General features: G+C 67.3%; 17 protein-coding genes, 1 tRNA gene and 2 pseudogenes. 10 read left to right on the top strand and 10 right to left on the bottom strand.

What is annotated here, in order from left to right; genetic code table 11:
* Window positions 1–115: 115 nt before the first annotated feature.
* Entirely contained in the window at window positions 116–1234 is a 1119-nt protein-coding gene (locus RCR19_RS25620; protein WP_331269553.1) for an amidase domain-containing protein, read from the top strand.
* A 319-nt stretch (window positions 1235–1553) separates the two neighbouring features.
* Here RCR19_RS25620 and RCR19_RS25625 read toward each other — a convergent pair whose 3' ends face one another.
* Both RCR19_RS25625 and RCR19_RS25630 read right to left on the bottom strand, forming a co-directional pair.
* Complete coding sequence (locus tag RCR19_RS25625) at window positions 1554–3080, bottom strand: hypothetical protein (RefSeq protein WP_331267258.1); 1527 nt, start codon at window positions 3078–3080, stop codon at window positions 1554–1556.
* A 103-nt stretch (window positions 3081–3183) separates the two neighbouring features.
* A complete protein-coding gene (locus tag RCR19_RS25630) occupies window positions 3184–3975 on the bottom strand; it encodes a DUF4097 family beta strand repeat-containing protein (protein ID WP_331267259.1) in 792 nt (263 codons plus the stop codon).
* A gap of 195 nt (window positions 3976–4170) precedes the next feature.
* Here RCR19_RS25630 and RCR19_RS25635 point away from each other — a divergent pair.
* Window positions 4171–4245 (top strand) — tRNA-Val (locus RCR19_RS25635).
* Window positions 4246–4528: 283 nt separating this feature from the next.
* On the opposite strand, the pseudogene RCR19_RS25640 reads toward RCR19_RS25635, so the two are convergent.
* Window positions 4529–4759: pseudogene (locus RCR19_RS25640) on the bottom strand (GntR family transcriptional regulator); the annotation flags it as partial.
* 1 nt (window position 4760) lies between these two features.
* On the opposite strand from RCR19_RS25640, the pseudogene RCR19_RS25645 reads away from it, so the two are divergent.
* From RCR19_RS25645 to RCR19_RS25665, 5 genes and pseudogenes are all read left to right on the top strand, one after another.
* Window positions 4761–4850, top strand: a pseudogene (locus tag RCR19_RS25645) (NUDIX hydrolase); the annotation flags it as partial.
* Between the two features lie 109 nt (window positions 4851–4959).
* Window positions 4960–5532, top strand: a complete 573-nt coding sequence (locus RCR19_RS25650) for a DUF4240 domain-containing protein (protein ID WP_331267260.1) — start codon at window positions 4960–4962, stop codon at window positions 5530–5532.
* Window positions 5533–6215: 683 nt separating this feature from the next.
* Entirely contained in the window at window positions 6216–6599 is a 384-nt protein-coding gene (locus tag RCR19_RS25655) for a hypothetical protein (protein WP_331267261.1), read from the top strand.
* Window positions 6600–6616: 17 nt separating this feature from the next.
* Window positions 6617–7624 carry an IS3 family transposase gene (locus RCR19_RS25660; protein WP_331267262.1) on the top strand — a complete coding sequence of 336 codons (1008 nt, stop codon included), beginning with the start codon at window positions 6617–6619 and terminating at the stop codon, window positions 7622–7624.
* A gap of 35 nt (window positions 7625–7659) precedes the next feature.
* A complete protein-coding gene (locus RCR19_RS25665; RefSeq protein WP_331267263.1) occupies window positions 7660–8001 on the top strand; it encodes a hypothetical protein in 342 nt (113 codons plus the stop codon).
* A gap of 182 nt (window positions 8002–8183) precedes the next feature.
* Here the strand turns inward: RCR19_RS25665 and RCR19_RS25670 are convergent, their stop codons facing one another.
* Entirely contained in the window at window positions 8184–8534 is a 351-nt protein-coding gene (locus tag RCR19_RS25670; protein WP_331267264.1) for a hypothetical protein, read from the bottom strand.
* Window positions 8535–9342: 808 nt separating this feature from the next.
* Between RCR19_RS25670 and RCR19_RS25675 the strand changes: the two genes are divergently transcribed.
* Window positions 9343–9717, top strand: a complete 375-nt coding sequence (locus RCR19_RS25675) for a hypothetical protein (protein WP_331267265.1) — start codon at window positions 9343–9345, stop codon at window positions 9715–9717.
* Window positions 9718–9807: 90 nt separating this feature from the next.
* Complete coding sequence (locus RCR19_RS25680; protein ID WP_331267266.1) at window positions 9808–10089, top strand: hypothetical protein; 282 nt, start codon at window positions 9808–9810, stop codon at window positions 10087–10089.
* Between the two features lie 148 nt (window positions 10090–10237).
* Here RCR19_RS25680 and RCR19_RS25685 read toward each other — a convergent pair whose 3' ends face one another.
* From RCR19_RS25685 to RCR19_RS25705, 5 genes are all read right to left on the bottom strand, one after another.
* Entirely contained in the window at window positions 10238–10498 is a 261-nt protein-coding gene (locus tag RCR19_RS25685) for a hypothetical protein (RefSeq protein ID WP_331267267.1), read from the bottom strand.
* A gap of 148 nt (window positions 10499–10646) precedes the next feature.
* Window positions 10647–11192, bottom strand: coding sequence for a hypothetical protein (locus RCR19_RS25690; protein ID WP_331267268.1), 546 nt, complete (start codon window positions 11190–11192; stop codon window positions 10647–10649).
* Window positions 11193–11262: 70 nt separating this feature from the next.
* Window positions 11263–11901: a hypothetical protein gene (locus RCR19_RS25695; protein WP_331267269.1), complete on the bottom strand. Its 639-nt coding sequence runs from the start codon at window positions 11899–11901 to the stop codon at window positions 11263–11265.
* A gap of 921 nt (window positions 11902–12822) precedes the next feature.
* Window positions 12823–13491 carry a hypothetical protein gene (locus RCR19_RS25700; RefSeq protein ID WP_331267270.1) on the bottom strand — a complete coding sequence of 223 codons (669 nt, stop codon included), beginning with the start codon at window positions 13489–13491 and terminating at the stop codon, window positions 12823–12825.
* Between the two features lie 496 nt (window positions 13492–13987).
* On the bottom strand, window positions 13988–14539 hold the full coding sequence (locus RCR19_RS25705; RefSeq protein WP_331267271.1) for a YcxB family protein: 552 nt from the start codon (window positions 14537–14539) through the stop codon (window positions 13988–13990).
* 270 nt (window positions 14540–14809) lie between these two features.
* Between RCR19_RS25705 and RCR19_RS25710 the strand changes: the two genes are divergently transcribed.
* Window positions 14810–15340 (top strand): YrhB domain-containing protein, encoded by a 531-nt coding sequence (locus tag RCR19_RS25710; protein WP_331267272.1) that lies wholly within the window; start codon window positions 14810–14812, stop codon window positions 15338–15340.
* A 670-nt stretch (window positions 15341–16010) separates the two neighbouring features.
* Here the strand turns inward: RCR19_RS25710 and RCR19_RS25715 are convergent.
* Window positions 16011–16463 (bottom strand): SMI1/KNR4 family protein, encoded by a 453-nt coding sequence (locus RCR19_RS25715; RefSeq protein WP_331267273.1) that lies wholly within the window; start codon window positions 16461–16463, stop codon window positions 16011–16013.
* Between the last annotated feature and the right edge of the window lie 244 nt (window positions 16464–16707).

The following is a 16707-nucleotide window of genomic DNA, read 5'->3' on the forward strand; positions in this document are numbered from 1 at the left end:
GCGAAGATGCCGTCGCCCGGTAGGTGTACCGGCGTAGAGGGGAACATCGTTGAAATCAAGAAGATTGAGCCGTAAGCGGAGCCGCACGACCATCATCACCGCGGCGGCCGCCTCGGTGGTCGCCGGCGTCGCATTGCTGCCCAACTGGAGCGCGGGCGCGGCGGTCACGGACGACCCGAAGGTGGACCCGACGACCAGGGCCACCTTCCAGCGGCTGGCCGACGCGGTCTTCACGGACCGCACCCAGGCCCTGGTGGACAAGGCCGAAGGCGGGAAGAAGGGACACCGGCTGACGTCCGGATTCTCGGGCAAGGTGCGTCTGTCCGGAACGCAGTCCCGCCACGAGAACACGGCGCTGTCGGAGCTGAGCGGCCGCAAGGCCCGTCTCGCGCAGCTGGGGGAGAAGTACAGCGCGGCCGACACCAGCGTCAAGCTGGACGCCACGCAGGTGAAGGGCCGGAACGCCACGGTCGCCGTCACCGAGACCACCACCCTGACGTACGAGAAGGTCAAGGGCAGCGAGCCGAAGACCACCGGCTTCCAGGCCCACCACGAGCTGACGTTCAAGGCCGGTCGCGACGGCGACTGGCAGCTGACCGGCATCCGTGACACCGACGACGGCTACCTGGCCGTCAACCAGGTCGCCAAGCCGGCCGTCGCGGCACCGGCCACCGCGGCCGACGACGGCCCGCCGGAGGCGGCCCGTTCGGCCACGACGCGGCCCGCACCGGCCAAGCCGAAGAACTTCTCCGCCACCGGCTACGACTACAAGGCCATGGCCGCGTACGCGCAGAAGTACTGGAGCAAGTACAACCCGGACTACCCGAACTTCAACGGCCAGGGTGCCGGCGGCGACTGCACCAACTTCGTCAGCCAGTCCCTGAAGGCGGGCGGCTGGAAGCATGTGCCCGGCTACACGTCGGACTTCCACAAGTGGTTCGGCAACTCCGAGATCCAGTCCGACTCGTTCATCGGGGTCAACGAGTTCTCCTGGTTCGCACTGTCCTCCAAGCGAGTCACCAGCCTTGCCAACGTCTACCAGATGGACGTCGGCGACGTGCTGCAGATGGACTTCGACAAGGACGGGTCCAAGGACCACTCCATGATCGTCACCTCCCGCAACTCGCAGGGCGTGCCGTATGTGACGTACCACTCCACCAACACCTACAACAGGTCGGTGGCGAGCATCATCGCGTCGTACCCGAACGCCGCGTACTACGCGTACCGCACCTGAGCCGTCGCTCGAGTGCCGCCGAGCGGCCCTGCGCCCGGGCGCAGGGCCGCCCGGCTCCCGCACCGTCCCCGTGCTGTCCGGCTTCCGCACCGTCCCCGTGCTGTCCGGCTTCCGCACCGTCCCCGTGCTGTCCGGCCTCCGCCCCGTCCCTGTGCCGTGTATGGACACCGCGAGGCCCCCTCAGCCGGCGCCGCACCCCGTGCTACGACGCTCCCGTGCCGTCGGCTTCCGCACCGTCCCCGTGCTGTCCGGCCTCTGCCCCGTCTCTGTGCCGTGTGTGGACACCGCGAGGCCCCCTCAGCCGGCGCCGCACCCCGTGCTACGACGCTCCCGTGCCGCGTTCCTCACGGATACTGCCGACCACCCGTGCGACCGTCCGGCGCACCGCCTCGGTCTCGGTCAGGAAGTGCCAGTAGTCCGGGTGGCGGCCCTCCAGCGACGCGACCGCCCGGTCCAGGCGGGCCACGGAGTCGTCGAGCGGCCGGGCGTGCCGCGGATCGGGCTTGTTGCGCCCCGTCATCGCCAGCCGCTGCGCGTCCCGGATCGCGAACCGCGTGCGCTCGATCTCCTGCTGCGGGTCCTTCTGCACGGCGTTCAGCCGCCCCAGCCGGTCACCGGCCGCGGACACGGCCTCGTCCGTCGTGTTCAGCAGCGCCCGGACGGTCGACAGCAGCGAGGTCGCGTCCGGCCAGCGCTGCGCCTCGCGCGCGGCCTGCGCCTCCTTCAGCTTCAGCTCGGCCTGCCGCACGGACTCGCCGGCCTGCTCCGGGACCTGCTGCAGATCCTGCCAGCAGGCCGCGGCGAACCGGCGGCGCAGTTCGCTCAGCACGGGCTCGACCTGGCCGGCACGCGTGGTGAGAGCCTGCGCCCGGGTCCGCAGTGAGACGAGCCGGTGATCGATCTCGGCGGCCCGCTCCGGCAGCCGCTCGGCCTGCGTGCGCACGCCCTCCGCCTCCCGGGCGACACGCTCCGCGCGTTCCAGGGTCTGCGCCACGCCGTGCCGGCCCGCCCCCTGATTGAGCTTGGTCAGCTCGGGCGCGAGGGCGGCGAGCCGGGCGGCGAGGTCGTCGGCCTTGAGCCCGGAGGACCGGACGCCGTCCAGGGCGTTGCTGGCGGCGAGCAGCGCCTGGCGGGCCCGCTCCACGGCCGGGACCAGCCGGGCGAGCTGGGTCTCGGCCTTCCCGAGCAGGGGTCCGAGGCTCGCGCCGAAACGATCCAGCTCCTGCTTGACGCGGCCCAGCTCGTCCTTGGCCGCGGTGAGTTCGGTGCGGGCCCGTGAGGCGGCGGAGGCCTCGAGATCAACGCGGTCGAGGTCGTGCGCGTCGACGGCCTGGATATACCGCTGGCTGGCCTCGTCGATGCGCCGTCCCAACGCCTCGAAGTCGGTGATGGCGCGCCGGGCGGCGGGGGAGTCGTCCACGGCGTCGATGGTCTCGATCGAGATCCTGAGATCGCGCTGGGCGGTGTCGAGCTCGTAGAAGGCGGCCGCGGCGGCGTCCTTTGCGGCCTGGGCCTCGGCCCGCTGCCCCTCGGACCGTCCGCCGAACCACCGCCGTGTCCCGCCCCCGGCGAAGGCGCCGGGGAGCACGAGCGCGGCGACGAGGGGCAGGGCGAGGAGGGCGAGGGTGTCACGGAGGGCGGTGCGGCCCCGGGAGCCGACCGGGGCACGGGCGGGTGCGGCACCGGCGCCGCCGGACGTGCCCGGGTGTCCCCGGACTTCGGACGGTGCGACCGGGGTGGTCGTGCGGCCGGGCCCGACGCTCGGCGATCGGTGGTGCGCGCATGGCGCAAACGGCGTACACGGCTGTGGTGGTGTCGCCGTCACATCCCTCTCCCGTGCTGTCATCCGCCCTGCCCGGTGTCATTCTCCCACCGGTTGAGGACGAACACACGGGGCGTTCGGTTCGTGATGTGCCGCGGCTCTACCACTTCTTTGCCCGGCCCGCGGTCTACCCCGCCGTCCGCACCGTGACCGACCCGTCCCGGGTCCGCGCGTCGACCACGTGTGAGCTGCCCGGATCCCGCGGGACCGAGACATGGACGGAGCCGTCCCCGGTGTGGGTGGTGACCCGGTAGGTCTCGTGCGGCAGCGAGATCGTGACCGAGCCGTCCTCGCTGCTCGACTCGACGAGATCGGGCACGGTGCCCAGTTCGAGATGGACCGAGCCGTCCCGCGTCGCGGCGTGCACGCGCCGTGAGCCCACCCCCGTCGCCCGCACCGACCCGTCACCGCTGTCCAGCGTGAGCGGCCCCGTGGAGTCGCTCACCCGCACCGAACCGTCCTGGGTCCGGATGGTCAGCGCCTCCTGGAAGCCCTGCGCCCGCACGCTCCCGTCACCGTCCTCGACCTTGACGGCCACCCCGCGCGGCACCTCGATCCGGTGCCGTGCGGAACAGTCGGCGACCAGACCGGAGCACTTCAGCCGCAGCACCAGCCGGTCGTCCTTCATGGCCCAGGTCACCCGGGGGTCCCCGCCGACCACGACCGTCCCCTGGAACCACCGTGTGACCCGGACCTCGTGCACATCGGCCGGAACGATCTCCAGCGCCGAGTCGTCGGAGTCGACGGTGAGCGTACGGCCGTGCAGCGCGAAGGAGCGGTGGTCGGGGTGCCGGTCGTCGCGGGCGTCGTTGCCGCAGGCGGCGACCGTGGCGGCGACCGCGACGGCCCCGGCGACGGCGATCAACCGAGTGCGCCCGACCCGGCCTGACCGACCGGTGTGCGTCGTCGTACGAGCCATGACAATATCCCCCTGAGAGCCTGAAGTACCGAAGCGGAGTGTTCTTCGACCGTACGGATCGGCGGCCCTCGGGAGGATGGAGCGGACTCCCCGGTCCGAGGTGGGGTTAACCCCCTGCCGGGGTTCCTGCCGCTTTCCCGGTCATGTGCGTTTGCGGGGTATCCCCTGGATCGATGTAGGCTGTCGACTCGTCCTGGGCGCGTAGCTCAGCGGTAGAGCGCCGCCCTTACAAGGCGGATGTCGGCGGTTCGAAACCGTCCGCGCCCACCAGTCTCAGGACACGACTAAGGCCCAGGTCAACCGGTGCGAAGCCGGAGACCTGGGCCTTGATCTTTCTCGGCGACTTTTCGCCGCCGTGCCACTCACGTGCCAGATGGTCCGTGCGGGGGCCGCTTCACCTTCTTGATCTGACCGTCCACGTAGTCCGCGACCTGGCGGTCGCGGCCGTTGACGAGGTGCTGATAGATCAGCGCGGCCCGCGTCGACGAGTGACCCATGCGTGCATCAGCTCGCGGGTGGTGGCGCCGCCGGTCGCGGCGAGGGTGTTGCCGGTGCGGAAGTAGAGGCGGCGTCGGGCGAGCACCTGGGTGCCGGCCGAGACGCCCAGTCGCTCCGCGGCATCCTCGGGGGCCTGCATGGGGCCGATGTAGAGGACGCTCACCTTGGCCGTGGCACCGGACTGCGCGGACTCCGCGAGGTACGCGGCCTTGCCGCCCTGGCGGTGCGAACGCCGGAAGCGGTCGGAGGAGCGATGCCGTACCGGCGGGCGATCCTTCACGATCGACAAAGTCTTCGCGGTCCGCCTGCTAGACGCCCTGGACGGCGACGGCCCGCACGTCCGGAGCCACGACGGCCGCAATCTCCTCATCGCCTGAGTTAGGCCGGCCGAAGGCTCGCGCGGTTGGCGGTTTGCCGAAAAACTCGCGTTTCAGCGTCCATCCTGCGTGCAGAACGCTGTCACAGCGCCCCTCCAGACTGCGTGCCATGGACACCGAAGCATTCTGGCGCGTGCTCGACGTGGCGAAGGACGGAGACAAGCCGCTCGATGTAGCCGTGGTTGATCACTTGTCGGCCCTCTCCCCAGGAGAGATCCTCGCCTTCGAGTACCAGTTCTCCCGTCTACGCAAGGCGGTCTATCGCTGGGACGTCTGGGCGGCTGCCTACCTCATCGCTAGCGGCTGCTCTGATGATCGGTTCAGCGACTTCACCGCAGGCGTGGTGGCACTCGGGCACGAGTGGTACGAGCAGGTAGCTGCCCACCCGGACACGCTCGCCGAGCACCCTGCTGTGCGTACCGCGGCAGCCGTCGGTGACCAGGACGTCATCTTCGATGAGGACTTCAACTTCGTTTCGTCCACAGCGTACGAGCGGCTGACCGGTGACACAGACGACTTCTGGGAGGCATGGGCCACGTACATTGCCGATCGCCCCAACAGCACGGACGACGCCAGTGGCATGGGTGAGTCGTTCGACTTCGATGATGCCCAGCAGATGCGCCAACGCCTGCCGCGGCTAACTGTGCTCTACCTCGACGCTCAACCAAGCAGCCTTACGTAGCGACGACAGAGTCGCCGTCAGGCATCAGGTGAAGCCACAACGTCAAGCATCAACCGAGACAAGACAACAGGCGCCTGATCTCAACGGGATAGAACTTTCCTTGCTTCATCAAGCCCCGGCTGCGCTCCGCTCCGCCGGGCGCGCTCCCGGCTCCACTGCGGGCGCGGCTCCTGCCTTCGGCCCCCTCCGCCCGCGCTGCGCCGACGCGCGCTCTGGAGAGGGCTGGCCGGCGGCATGAGGTGAGAACCCGTCGTGGCTGGGCGGTCGGCTCCGCGGCTTTATTAGGCAGCCATCATGGGGCTAGCCTCGAAGATCATGGCCCCAACGTCGTGCTTTAACGGGCAGGTCCACAGACTGCCCGACTCGCCGGAAGCTTACGGGGCCATGATCACTCGCCCCATGGCAGCTCCCGCCCAAAGCCGCTCCACCGGCCGCGCTCGTACGCTGAGCACTCATCCGCGAGAGACGGGATCAACGCATGTCCGGCAGACCATCGATCGGCGAAGCGGCAGACCTCCTTCGGGCGGAGCTGCGCGTGGGCCAGCTATCGAGCCCTACAACAGCTGAGGACGCATGGTCTGCCTTCATCCGCTTCGGCCGGATGCCCTCTCTGTCAGCCTTGGGGGAGACATCCCGCTTCGTCGGGTTAGCCTGAGAGGGCACGACAGGAGAACCACCCCCTCATGACCAGCACCGCCCCCGCCGGGTCCGACCCGGCTCCCCGGCCGAAGCGCCGCACCTTCAGTCCGGAGTACAAGCTGCGGATCGTGGCCGAGTACGACGCCGCCCCGAAGAATGAGAAGGGCGCGGTCCTGCGCCGCGAGCGTCTGTACCACTCGCACGTCAAGGAATGGCGGGCCGCGCGGGATGCCGGGGCCCTGGAGAAGCTGGTCGACCAGCGGACCAGTCCGGCGAGGCCGAAGAAGCCTGCTGCCGAGGCGGAGAACGAGAAGCTGCGCCGCCAGGTGGAACGGCTGGAGAAGGAACTGGCCCGGAACAAGGCCGCGTTGGAAGTCATGGGAAAAGCTTCCGCGCTCTTGGAAATGATCTCCGAGGGCGCGGGCTGAACGCTGCCGCCGAACCGGTGGTCGACGACGCGTTCACCGGCGTCCAGGGCGAACTGGGCATCACGGCCGCGTGCCGGCTGACCGGCCGCTCCCGGGCCACCCACTACCGTCGGCTGAGGCCCCCGACCGAGCGGAAACCCAGAAAACCGCAGGTCCAGCCCTCATCTCTCGCACCCGAGGAGCGGGCGGCGGTCCTGGAGATGATGAACAGCGACGAGTACGCCGAGCTGCCGCCCGCGCAGATCTGGGCCCGCGAGCTGGATGCCGGGCGCTACCACTGTTCCGTCTCCACGATGTACCGGATCCTGCGCGAGAAGGGGCAGTCCGGCGAGCGCCGCCGCCAGGCCACCCACCCGGCGAAGACAGTGCCCGAGCTGGTCGCCACCGCACCGTCACAAGTGTTCACCTGGGACATCACCAAGGCGGCCGGACCGGTCAAGGGCGTCTGGTATCACGCCTACGTCATCATCGACATCTTCAGCCGCTACGTCGTCGGCCATACCGTCGAGCGGGCCGAATCAGCGGTGCGGGCCGGGGAGCTGATCCGCGAGACCATCGCCCGCAACGGCATCGTGCCCCAGACCGTGCACGCGGACCGCGGCACCTCGATGACGAGCAAGAAGGTCTCCCAGCTGCTGATCGATCTCGGGGTGACAAGGTCGCACTCGCGGCCGAAGACCTCCAACGACAACCCTTACAGCGAGGCCCACTTCAAGACCACGAAGTACATGTCCGACTACCCCGAACGGTTCGACTCGCTGGCCCATGCCCGTGAGTGGTTCGAGGCGTTCATCGCGTACTACAACCACGAGCACCGGCATTCGGGCATCGGCTGGCACACACCGGCCAGCGTGCATTTCGGCACCGCCGAGGAGGTCCGTGATCAGCGTGCCGTCACCCTCGCCGAGGCATACGCCCGCCATCCCGAACGCTTCGGCCGCCGCCCCCGACCACCCCGGATACCCCAGCAGGCATGGATCAACGACCCGGCCAAGCGCAGGGAACCCGCACCACAAACCTCATAGCGTCACGACCGTCTCACTGGACTTGAAATCTTCCGATGCGGTTCAGCACGGCGGATTCGCCCGACGCCGACGGTCTGCTGTTTCAGTATGGGGTGTACAGCTTCGATGGTCCGGAGGCTTTCTCACTCGACCTCACACGCCAATTCGAAGTGCTGGGCGAGGACGGCGACCATGACCACTTCGTCCAGGTCCACTGCGAGCTGATCTACGAGCCGGTACCGGCTTTGGTCGCTCTGGGAGACTTCACCTCTTGGTTCTTTCACGACTCAGGTGAGGATCTGGGGCAGTGGCTAGAAGCCCTCACCACGCGGGATGCCTGGGCAGCCATCCGTGAGCAGAGACCAGTGAAGCTCGAGGTCTACCAGGCGGCAGTCTAGACAGCGTGCCCCCTGCGTGCCCGGTCGAACAGGTAGCCACGGGGAATGGCGGTCGTCGGCGGGCACCAGGCAGCAGAACAGCCCCTAACCGTATCGACTGGGCAGAGGCCGTTTCTGCTGGCGGTGGGTGTGGGATTTGAACCCACGGTGACTCGCGCCACGACGGTTTTCAAGATCGTGGACTAATGCTGAGGCGGAGCGGCACGCTCGTACCCAAGGATGTCGTGAAGCCAACGGTCGAAGTACTGGCCCTCGGCCTCTCGATCACCTTCAACGGTCAGCCACTCACGGGCGGCAGTCACCATATGCGTCTCTGCTTGATCCGTTTCCGAAGGCCGGAGCTCGACCCAATCGGTCAGCTCGCCCCAGATGAGCGTCAGCGAATTACAGGCTTCATCGCCGTCGTCGACCGGCATCCCACCACTAGCAAGGCCCAGGACCTCCAACGCCGGTTCGTACGGTGAAGCATCGCTGTTCAGCATGACCGCCAAACGCGCCCTGACCGCTGCGCGAAAGGCATCTGAGTCGTCCATGGCCTAGAGAGTAGGCGCAGGCATGGCCCAGCCTTCGGGCCGTGCCACTCTCGTGCCAGAACGGGCGGGCACTCACGGGGAATCGCGGCACAGAGCGGGCACGATGGCCGTACTACGCCGAACCAGGAAACTCCCAGCTCGGTCTCCTGACCGCCCCACCTCGCTCCTAAAGAGGTGATCACGGATCCCTGTTCGATACACCATGGAGCCATGCGAGTTTTCGGCACTCCAGCGGTGGCCCCCAGGATGTTGCTGCTCAGCGAGGTGAGGTTTGATCCGGATTGGATCTTCCGCCTCGACCGTCCTCTGCTGCTCATGCCAGGAGATCGGGTCTCCATGGACGGCGGTCGTCTTCTCGTGCAGCGGGCTGGCGGCCGGGAGGAATACCCGACAGCCGACCTCGCTCCGTGGTGCTGGCGTTGGCGGCTCATCTGACGGCCGTGCCTGGTCGGACGGGGACTCACGGGGACTCGGCGGCAGTGGTGCAGGCACCAGGCCTTACTTGAAGCCACGTCTCCGCAGGTCCCGCCAGCAATCACCCACCCCCGCACCTTTAAAACGGAGATCGCGGACCTCTGGTCTGGCTGTACAGCAGCGAGGTACAGCAACCATCGCGACCGGACCTAACCGTCAGCAGCCCTACATGACCGTCTGACCAGCCGAGCAGACCTCACCGACCGTCCCGCCCGTAGCTCGCATCGAGGGGGCGGCGGGATTCGCAGGACTTTCAGCGGCGGCGGACGGAGATGGCCGGGCGCCGCTCGCGAGTGCTGGCCGGTGCGTGGATGATTGGCCGTCAGGGTGCGGAGTGAGTGATCCAGTGCACGGAAGTCTGCCGGTCGAGAATGCGGGGAGCGTCCCGCTGTGCCTCTTCGTCGAACCATACGGCGAGGATTTCTGGCTTGAGCCGGGGGAGACCGTTACCGTCTCGCCGGTCAGCGACGGCGTCAACGTCCAGTTCGCGGTGACCGCTGCGGACGAGCTGGTGAGCGTGTGGCTCTTCGAGGACGGTGACCCCAACAGGGTTGTCTTGGAATCCCAGGTGATCGATATGTCTGGCAGCCCGTTGGAGTGTGGACACCAGCGTCACGACCGGCGAATCCCCGGACCGTTCTTGCGTCGGGGAATCAAGCCCGATCACTCCCCTGACACAACACGGGGGAACAACCGTGGTCGACGCTGACCGTCGGCGGACAGCCTTGCGCCTGTTCTGCATGACGCACCCAGACCTCAACGGCCACGGCTGGGGACGCCCGGGCAAGGAGCCCACCACATGAGTGGGCCCGCCTGCGAACCGCTGGAGTCCCTCCCGCCAGCCCGGCGGGCGATCGTCGGCACGCTGCTCGGGCATGGCGCCGAGCGGTCGGAAGTTGAGGAACTGCTTCAGAGCTTTGAGGCCGAGCTGGCGGACTGGCTCCGTGACCAGGCGGACGAGGTGGGTGCAGCCTCTAAGAGCTTCTCTCGCGAGTTCCGCGATGGTATGCACTTCGTGGCCAACTGCCTCGACCTGTACGACGGCAGGGGAGTCCCGCCGGAACGTGGGGGAAGGGGATGACTACGGACCCGCCCGGACAACCAGTCGGGGCCGAACCATGCTCACACGGCAGCCACGCGAGGGGTCACCACACCCCTGTAGCCCTGCGAAGACTTGCGCAGCTGCCGTTCCCGGCTACGGCAATCAGGCGAGCCCTGTCACTACCGCATCAGCCCGGGTAGTCGTCCCCGAGGACCTCACGCCGCGCTGCTGCAGCCTTCCGATTCAACGCGCCCGTCATCCGGATAAGGACCATCATCAATGCGATCCACGCCAAGATGACCACCTCCTGGATGACCATGCCCACCACGCCGAGGCCATCGACCGCCCGGCCCGCGATCGGCGGGATCACGCTGGCACATAGCCATGGGATCCAGATGCGGTGCTTTCCCCCGCGTACCGCGCGCTGCACATCGCTGTAGTCGGACAAGTAATCCCCCGAGGGTGGGCGTAGCTCTGGGCCGCATCATCTGCTGCAGTGGGCACCGTGTGAAGGGTGGCGCCCGAACCATGACATGCGAAAGCCCCGCCCTGGAGCGATTCAGGAGCGGGGCCGCTGCACATCCGGCTACGCCGACTCATCCCCCCCGGGTGATGTCGGCGATCTCCACGGACACCTTCGTACGGGACGAGGACGTGCTGATCAGAGACGGCGTGTAGTTCAGGCTTGTCCGGTCCGTCAGCTCAGCCGTCTCGATGACCGGACCGGACTCGTCGCCGTGGATCTCGTACGTGATCTCGTACGTGGCGTCCGGATCGATTTCCTCCGTGTCTCCGAGGAAGGTCAGCTTCGGCTCGACCGTCACATTGCAGCCCGCTGACCCGAAGCACTGCCGCTCGGTGGTCCGAAGCTTGACCGTGAAGCTGTCGGCGGTGAGCTCGGTGTACGTCGGCGTGGGATCCGGCTCCGCTGCGGGCGTGACGGCTTCCTCGCTCGCCGACTTGGTGACCGCGGCCGGCCTGCTGTCGTCGCCTCTGGACTGCACGACCACCACGCCGGTGCCGATGACGGCAGCGATGACGGCGGCGGCCGAGCCGATGATGACGAGGTTCGTGCGGGACTTCTTCGGCGCCGGCGGGGGCGGCGGGAAGTCGGGCATGGGCGGCGGTGTCGCGCTGGTCATGGTCCCCCAAGGGATACGAAGTGGGCTGGCCCCGCCGAATGGATCGGCGGGGCCAGTTCGTACGGCCGTCTCAGTAGTTGGCGTTGGTGATCATGTCGCCGTCCTTGCCGTACACGGTGACGAGACCGTTCTTCGACTCGTAGCAGGACGTGAACGCGGTCGCGATGAGCTTCGCGTCGCCCGAGTTATCGCTCATGAATCCGCCGGTGTAGTCGGTCCACACCTCGGCCGAGTCGAGGAGGTCGTTGCGCTTGTCGGTGCCGGTCACCTTCGTGACGTGCTTGACGGCCGACTTCTCGGTGGGCGTGCCGGACTTGGCCACGCACGCCTGGAACTGCTCGGCCTGCGTCTTGTTCGACTCAACAGGCTTCTCGGCCGGCTTCTTGGCGGGCGCCTTCTGCGAGTCGTCCGCCTTCGGATCGCTGCTGGCCGCGGCGATGGCCTTGTCCTTGTTGCTGTTGTCGGTGGAGTCGCTGCCGCCGCCCGCGAGCGCGGCGACGATGCCGATCACGACGAACAGGGCGACGACGCCGAGGCACCCGAACCCGATGATCTTCCCCGCGCTGGACTTCTTCGGAGGCTGCGGCGGCGGGGCACCCCACATCTGCTGCGGCGCGCCGGGGCCGGCCCATCCAGGCTGCTGCTGGCCGGGCTGCTGCGGGTAGCCGTAGCCGGGCTGCTGCGGGTTCTGCGGGTACTGCTGGCTCATGGTGCCCCCTGAGGTTCTTGTGTCTTGCGGGTGTGTGACATGTGAATGACTTGTGTGGTTGCCGCGATTCGGCGAAAGTGACCTGACCGTGACAATCGGCATGGTGCTATGACTTGCGGACCACGTGGTGACGGTGACTGTCCGACAGGTCGTAGACGATCAGCTCGCCCTCAATGTGCTGTACACGAACCCCCCTCACGCTGCTCATCTCCTGACGCGTTGTTGTTGTCGTTGTTGGTGGCCTGACCAGCGGCAACAACAGAGTCAGGGGCGGGGGAGGGGAGCCGGGGGAAGGACGTCACCACGCACCCCCGTGGACGAGCCGCGCCCCCGCATACGGACGGTCGTGACCTCCCGCCGCAAGCGCAGCCCTCTCGGACTCGCTCGCCGGTCGTCCCCAAGTGCTCGGCGAGAGCGGCGAGATGGGCATGCGGAGTACCGATCTCACGGACCGCAGCCACCAGCTCGGCCCCGGCCGGAGCCGCCGGACCCTGGTGCGGCTCGCCCTCCTCACGCTCGACGGTCACCTCGGACTCCGCCTCACGAGCCTTGGACGGCTGCCAGTCCGGGCGGCCAACCCGGTACGCCGCGATCAGCCAAGCGATCACGAGCGGCCACATCAGTCACGGCGCCGCATCCACGCGCCGGGCCAGACCGCTGGCCACAGCGACGATGACCTTCTTCAGGAGCAGCGCACCGAGCAGCAACAGCCCAGCACGGAACGGCCAGTTCAGCCCGGACGTCTCCCCCAGCCACGCGCGGACGCCCTGCCCGGACGTGCGAGCGCTCTTGGGTGCCTTGACTGTGAGTCCGTCTGGGGCCCGACGGATGCGAATCGATCACGACTTGGCCAACCGGACGGAGCCCTACATCGGTTGAGTGACGTTGCTCGGATACGGGCCGGCCGCTCCGGTTGCGCTCTCAGCCTGTCTGGGGTTCGCCCAGTGGCAGTCCCGAGTCACGCAGCCATGCCTGGCCGGCCGGGCTCCAGGCGACGCGGGAGCCGAGGGAGACCCAGACCCCGAACTCACCGGGGGCCAGCTCGACGTGCTGGTCGACCTGGATGCAATTCAGACAGATCTGCACGCCACAGCCTTTGAAATCGGACAGGCCCCGCCAGCCGCAATTCCAGCTGACCTCCATGGACAGTGGCCCGAGTGCGGAGACCATCCGGTCCAGTTCCTCCTCGGTGCAGTCGTCCTCGGGCTCGCTGTCCGGGCCACCGAAGGGCGGAGTCCTCGCCAGGGAAAGGGACAGGCCTTCGGGCAGCGGCCACAGGTCGGCCAGGTCCGGGCGGAGCTGCATATCCGTAATGAACACGTAGCTCCGCTCTTCCCAGTCGAATGCGACACCGCGGTGCTGCAGTTCATCCCGGATGGGTCCGAACCCAGGCAGGTCGCGGTCCCAGGCGGCCAGCGCGGCGCCGAATGTGCGAACTGCGTGCATGTACTGCCCGGCTGTCGTGACCAGATCCAATTGGGGCCAAGGGGTGCCGTTCCAGTCGGCCAGATCGCGCATGATCGCCCGCGCCCGCGACAGCGTGCTTGACGCATCGGGAAAAGGCTCGCAAACCCGGTGGAGAATCGACATGGACAAGGGCCTTTCCCCTCAATCAGAAAGAGGGGCGGACGCGCCTGACGGCATGCATCCGCCGCTCTGCCGGCTTACATGTACAGGACGTTGGCACTCCGGGCCCGGTCGGCCAAGCCGATATCGGGGCCCCAGATGACCTCAGCGACCGCCACGCCTGTAGTTCGACCCAAGGAGGCACGGCGACGCCCCCGTTCGGGCCGTCTCTCAACGACGACCAACGCTGACAACCACCGACAGCCAAGTCGCAGGTGGCAGCGTTGATCGAGGGCGCCGAACTGGGGCTGCTGCGCTTGCAGGTCGGCACCTGGGCCGCGCCACTCTCGCGCCAGAACCGACGGGGACCCACGGGGAACCGGGGGCCGCGGGGGTGAACTAGCCGGACCCTGGTCCAGACAAGGAGTCCGCCGGTCACACCCGTGATCGCCCAACCTCGCCGGAGACGTGGCAGCAGCCCGGACGGTGATGGCGGTCCGGCCGGTGTCGCCGTAGCCGCCTAACGCCTTTTCAAGTGTCGGTCCAGGATCGCCCGAAGCCGGTCCACGTCGGCGTGCTCATGGGCTCCCCTCTTTGGCAATACCGTGACACTGGTCGCGCGGTCACCGCCCAGCAGCACGAAGAGGCCGGATGTCTCCAGATACTCCCGGAACGCCGACCAGTCGATGCTCGACGACGCCCGCTCGCCGGTGGTGACGGCGCCGCGGTCGTCGGCCACCATGCGGCACTGCCCGTACACCTCCATGACGCTGGACATGCGTCGAGCCATGGTGCGCAGCCCTCGTACGGTGCCCCAGGACACGGCTGCCACGCAGACCACCAGCGTGACGATCCACAGCGGCAGCGTGGCGTGCTGAAACATCGACAGGACGGCCACAGCGACAGCCGCCATCAGCGGCCCCATGAGCACATGCGCCCGGCCCGCCGGTGTCCGACGGGCTCGCGCACGGAGCGCCTCCTCGAAGTCCGCGGCGGTCAGCCGGTAGACGAACTCCACGGCCGTACCACGGTCCGTGTCCTGATCTGAGGAATCCCCACCCCTGGTCTCCATGAGCGGGGATCCTAGCGGGGTGATCTCAGCCGGATCGGAGCCGGCGTACCAAGATCCGCTGAACACTCATGGTCCACTTCGGAGCCCGGCTGCCGTCGAACTCTGCCGTCGACGCAAAAGCCAGAGGCCCTGTGGACCTACGTACGCGCCTGGACGCTGTTGTCTGCGTACGTTGACGTCAGACCGCGTTCGAGATCTCGATTAAGTCGACGTGCGACTGTTCCGGCCGTGGTCCGAAATCTGGTTGTGCCATGGTGAATGATGAAGGACATGGTCACCAAGGAGCGTGCCGTCCAGTTGGTGGAGGGCTTGCTGTCAAGCGAGCAGCAGGAGTCCCCATGGTTGCCGGAAGCCGCTGTCTGCGACGTTAGAGAGCACACTCTGGGGTGGCTGGTCACCTGGCAGTCGGTGGAGTACATACGTAGTCGTGACCTTGAGGAGATGCTGGTGGGTCACGGCCCTTACCTGGTGGACCGGCAGGATGGGAGCATCCACCATATTCCCGTCACCACGTACCGGGGCGTGGACTGGGAACGGCTCTACCTCCAGCAGGTGAGAGGCGCCAGACCACCAGATCCACTGATTGCGGCCGTCCGAGCATTCGTGCAATCCGACGGAACCATTGCCGCGATGCGCCATCTGCGCAAACAGGCCCCGCTGCTGACACCGCAGCAGGCAAAGGCCTACGTCATGGCCCTGCGGGAGGGAGCCGAGCCTCCGGAAGAACTGGTGAGCCTCACACGAAAGCGGGAGATCTGCCCACCGTTGCCCATCGAGACCCTTTCCGCCCCCGCTCAATAGCCGTCCGGCGGAAGGGCTGCGTTGCGGGTCGAGTTGCGCGCTGAAAGAGTGCTCCCGATCCGCCCTGCGACAGGTTCACGATGCGGGCGAGGGTGCAGCCTGTGGAATCGCAACACAAGTGCAGCCCCCTCGCTGCGCCTTCAAGGCGCCCAGACCATCCCTGGACTACGGCCCTCGGTCGACATACTGAAGACGGCTGCCCCGCCCCCGAAGGAGATGTATCCATGGAGGAGCCAGGGTTCACCGTGCTGGTGACCGAATCCGGGAATGGAGGACGGAAAGCCCTGCAGGCAGTCGGAGCAGTGACCGGACTGAGCCTGTGGCGTAGCAAGCTTCTTCTGGGCAGTGCCCCTGCGGAGGTTCTGGAGAATGTCCCGCTCGACATGGCCGTCGTCGCGGCCGGGCGACTGCAGGATGCCGGCGTGTCTGCAGCCGTCTGCTGCACCTGGTGTGACAGGACAGTGCCCGGCGACGAGGCGCTGCTCGCCCCAGGCCCCTGTGCATCCCGCTCCTGGCCGACCGCCCATTGCAGGGCGAACTCCCTGACCAGCTGTGATTGCGGGTTCTGCAGCACTTATGGGCCCGCGGGCCTCACCCTCTGACACCGCGTCGACAACAAGACGCCGGCACCTCCTCGCCGCCATCCAGGCTGACATCGGTTTCCGACGGATCAGCCCGCTCGCAGACCCTGCCTGGCAGCGAACTCAAGAAAATCGGACGCCTCGACCTCACGACTGCCGTCTTCAAAGATACGTATAAAGACCTCATCCCCGCATATGCCGCCGACAGCATTGAACCCCCACCAGTCGCCGGTCCCGACCGGGGATACTGCAACAAAGTCATTTGCCCAGGGTTCCCGCTGATTGACCTCTACGACATCCTCATGACGGCCTTCCGGGGAGACGACTGGAAGCAGGTCTATGAAGATGAACTGGCCGCCTCCAATCCTCTGCATAAACTCCTTGTATTTCTCTGGAAGTCGTACGCCGAGTTCATCCTCCGCGTGCCGGATCTCGCTATCGGACGCAAGCCAGGAGTCAAGGAGTTGAATGTCTGAGGGTACATTTCCAGATCGCGTGGCGCGAACGCGCTCAAGGATGGCCGAGAAATCTTTGAACTCCACGGTAGACCCTCCGATTACGTGCGATCGACTTGTTCTTCAGTCTGTTCGACGAGTACCGGGCCGAGCGCAACCGGACCCTCGCCCACAGCAGCGACCAGGACCTGTCGGTAACCGACGTGACGGGCAATGGTGTGGAGGTGGATGTCGCAACCAACCTCCTCAACTGCAGGATCCGGCTGTCACAGCTGTGGACGCAGGAGATCTACCGACACCCGATGATGTGGAACAGGTGGCGCATGCGCTG

Origin of the sequence: Streptomyces sp. WAC07094 (genome assembly GCF_036320405.1) — a bacterium.
Taxonomy (GTDB): domain Bacteria; phylum Actinomycetota; class Actinomycetes; order Streptomycetales; family Streptomycetaceae; genus Streptomyces; species Streptomyces lannensis.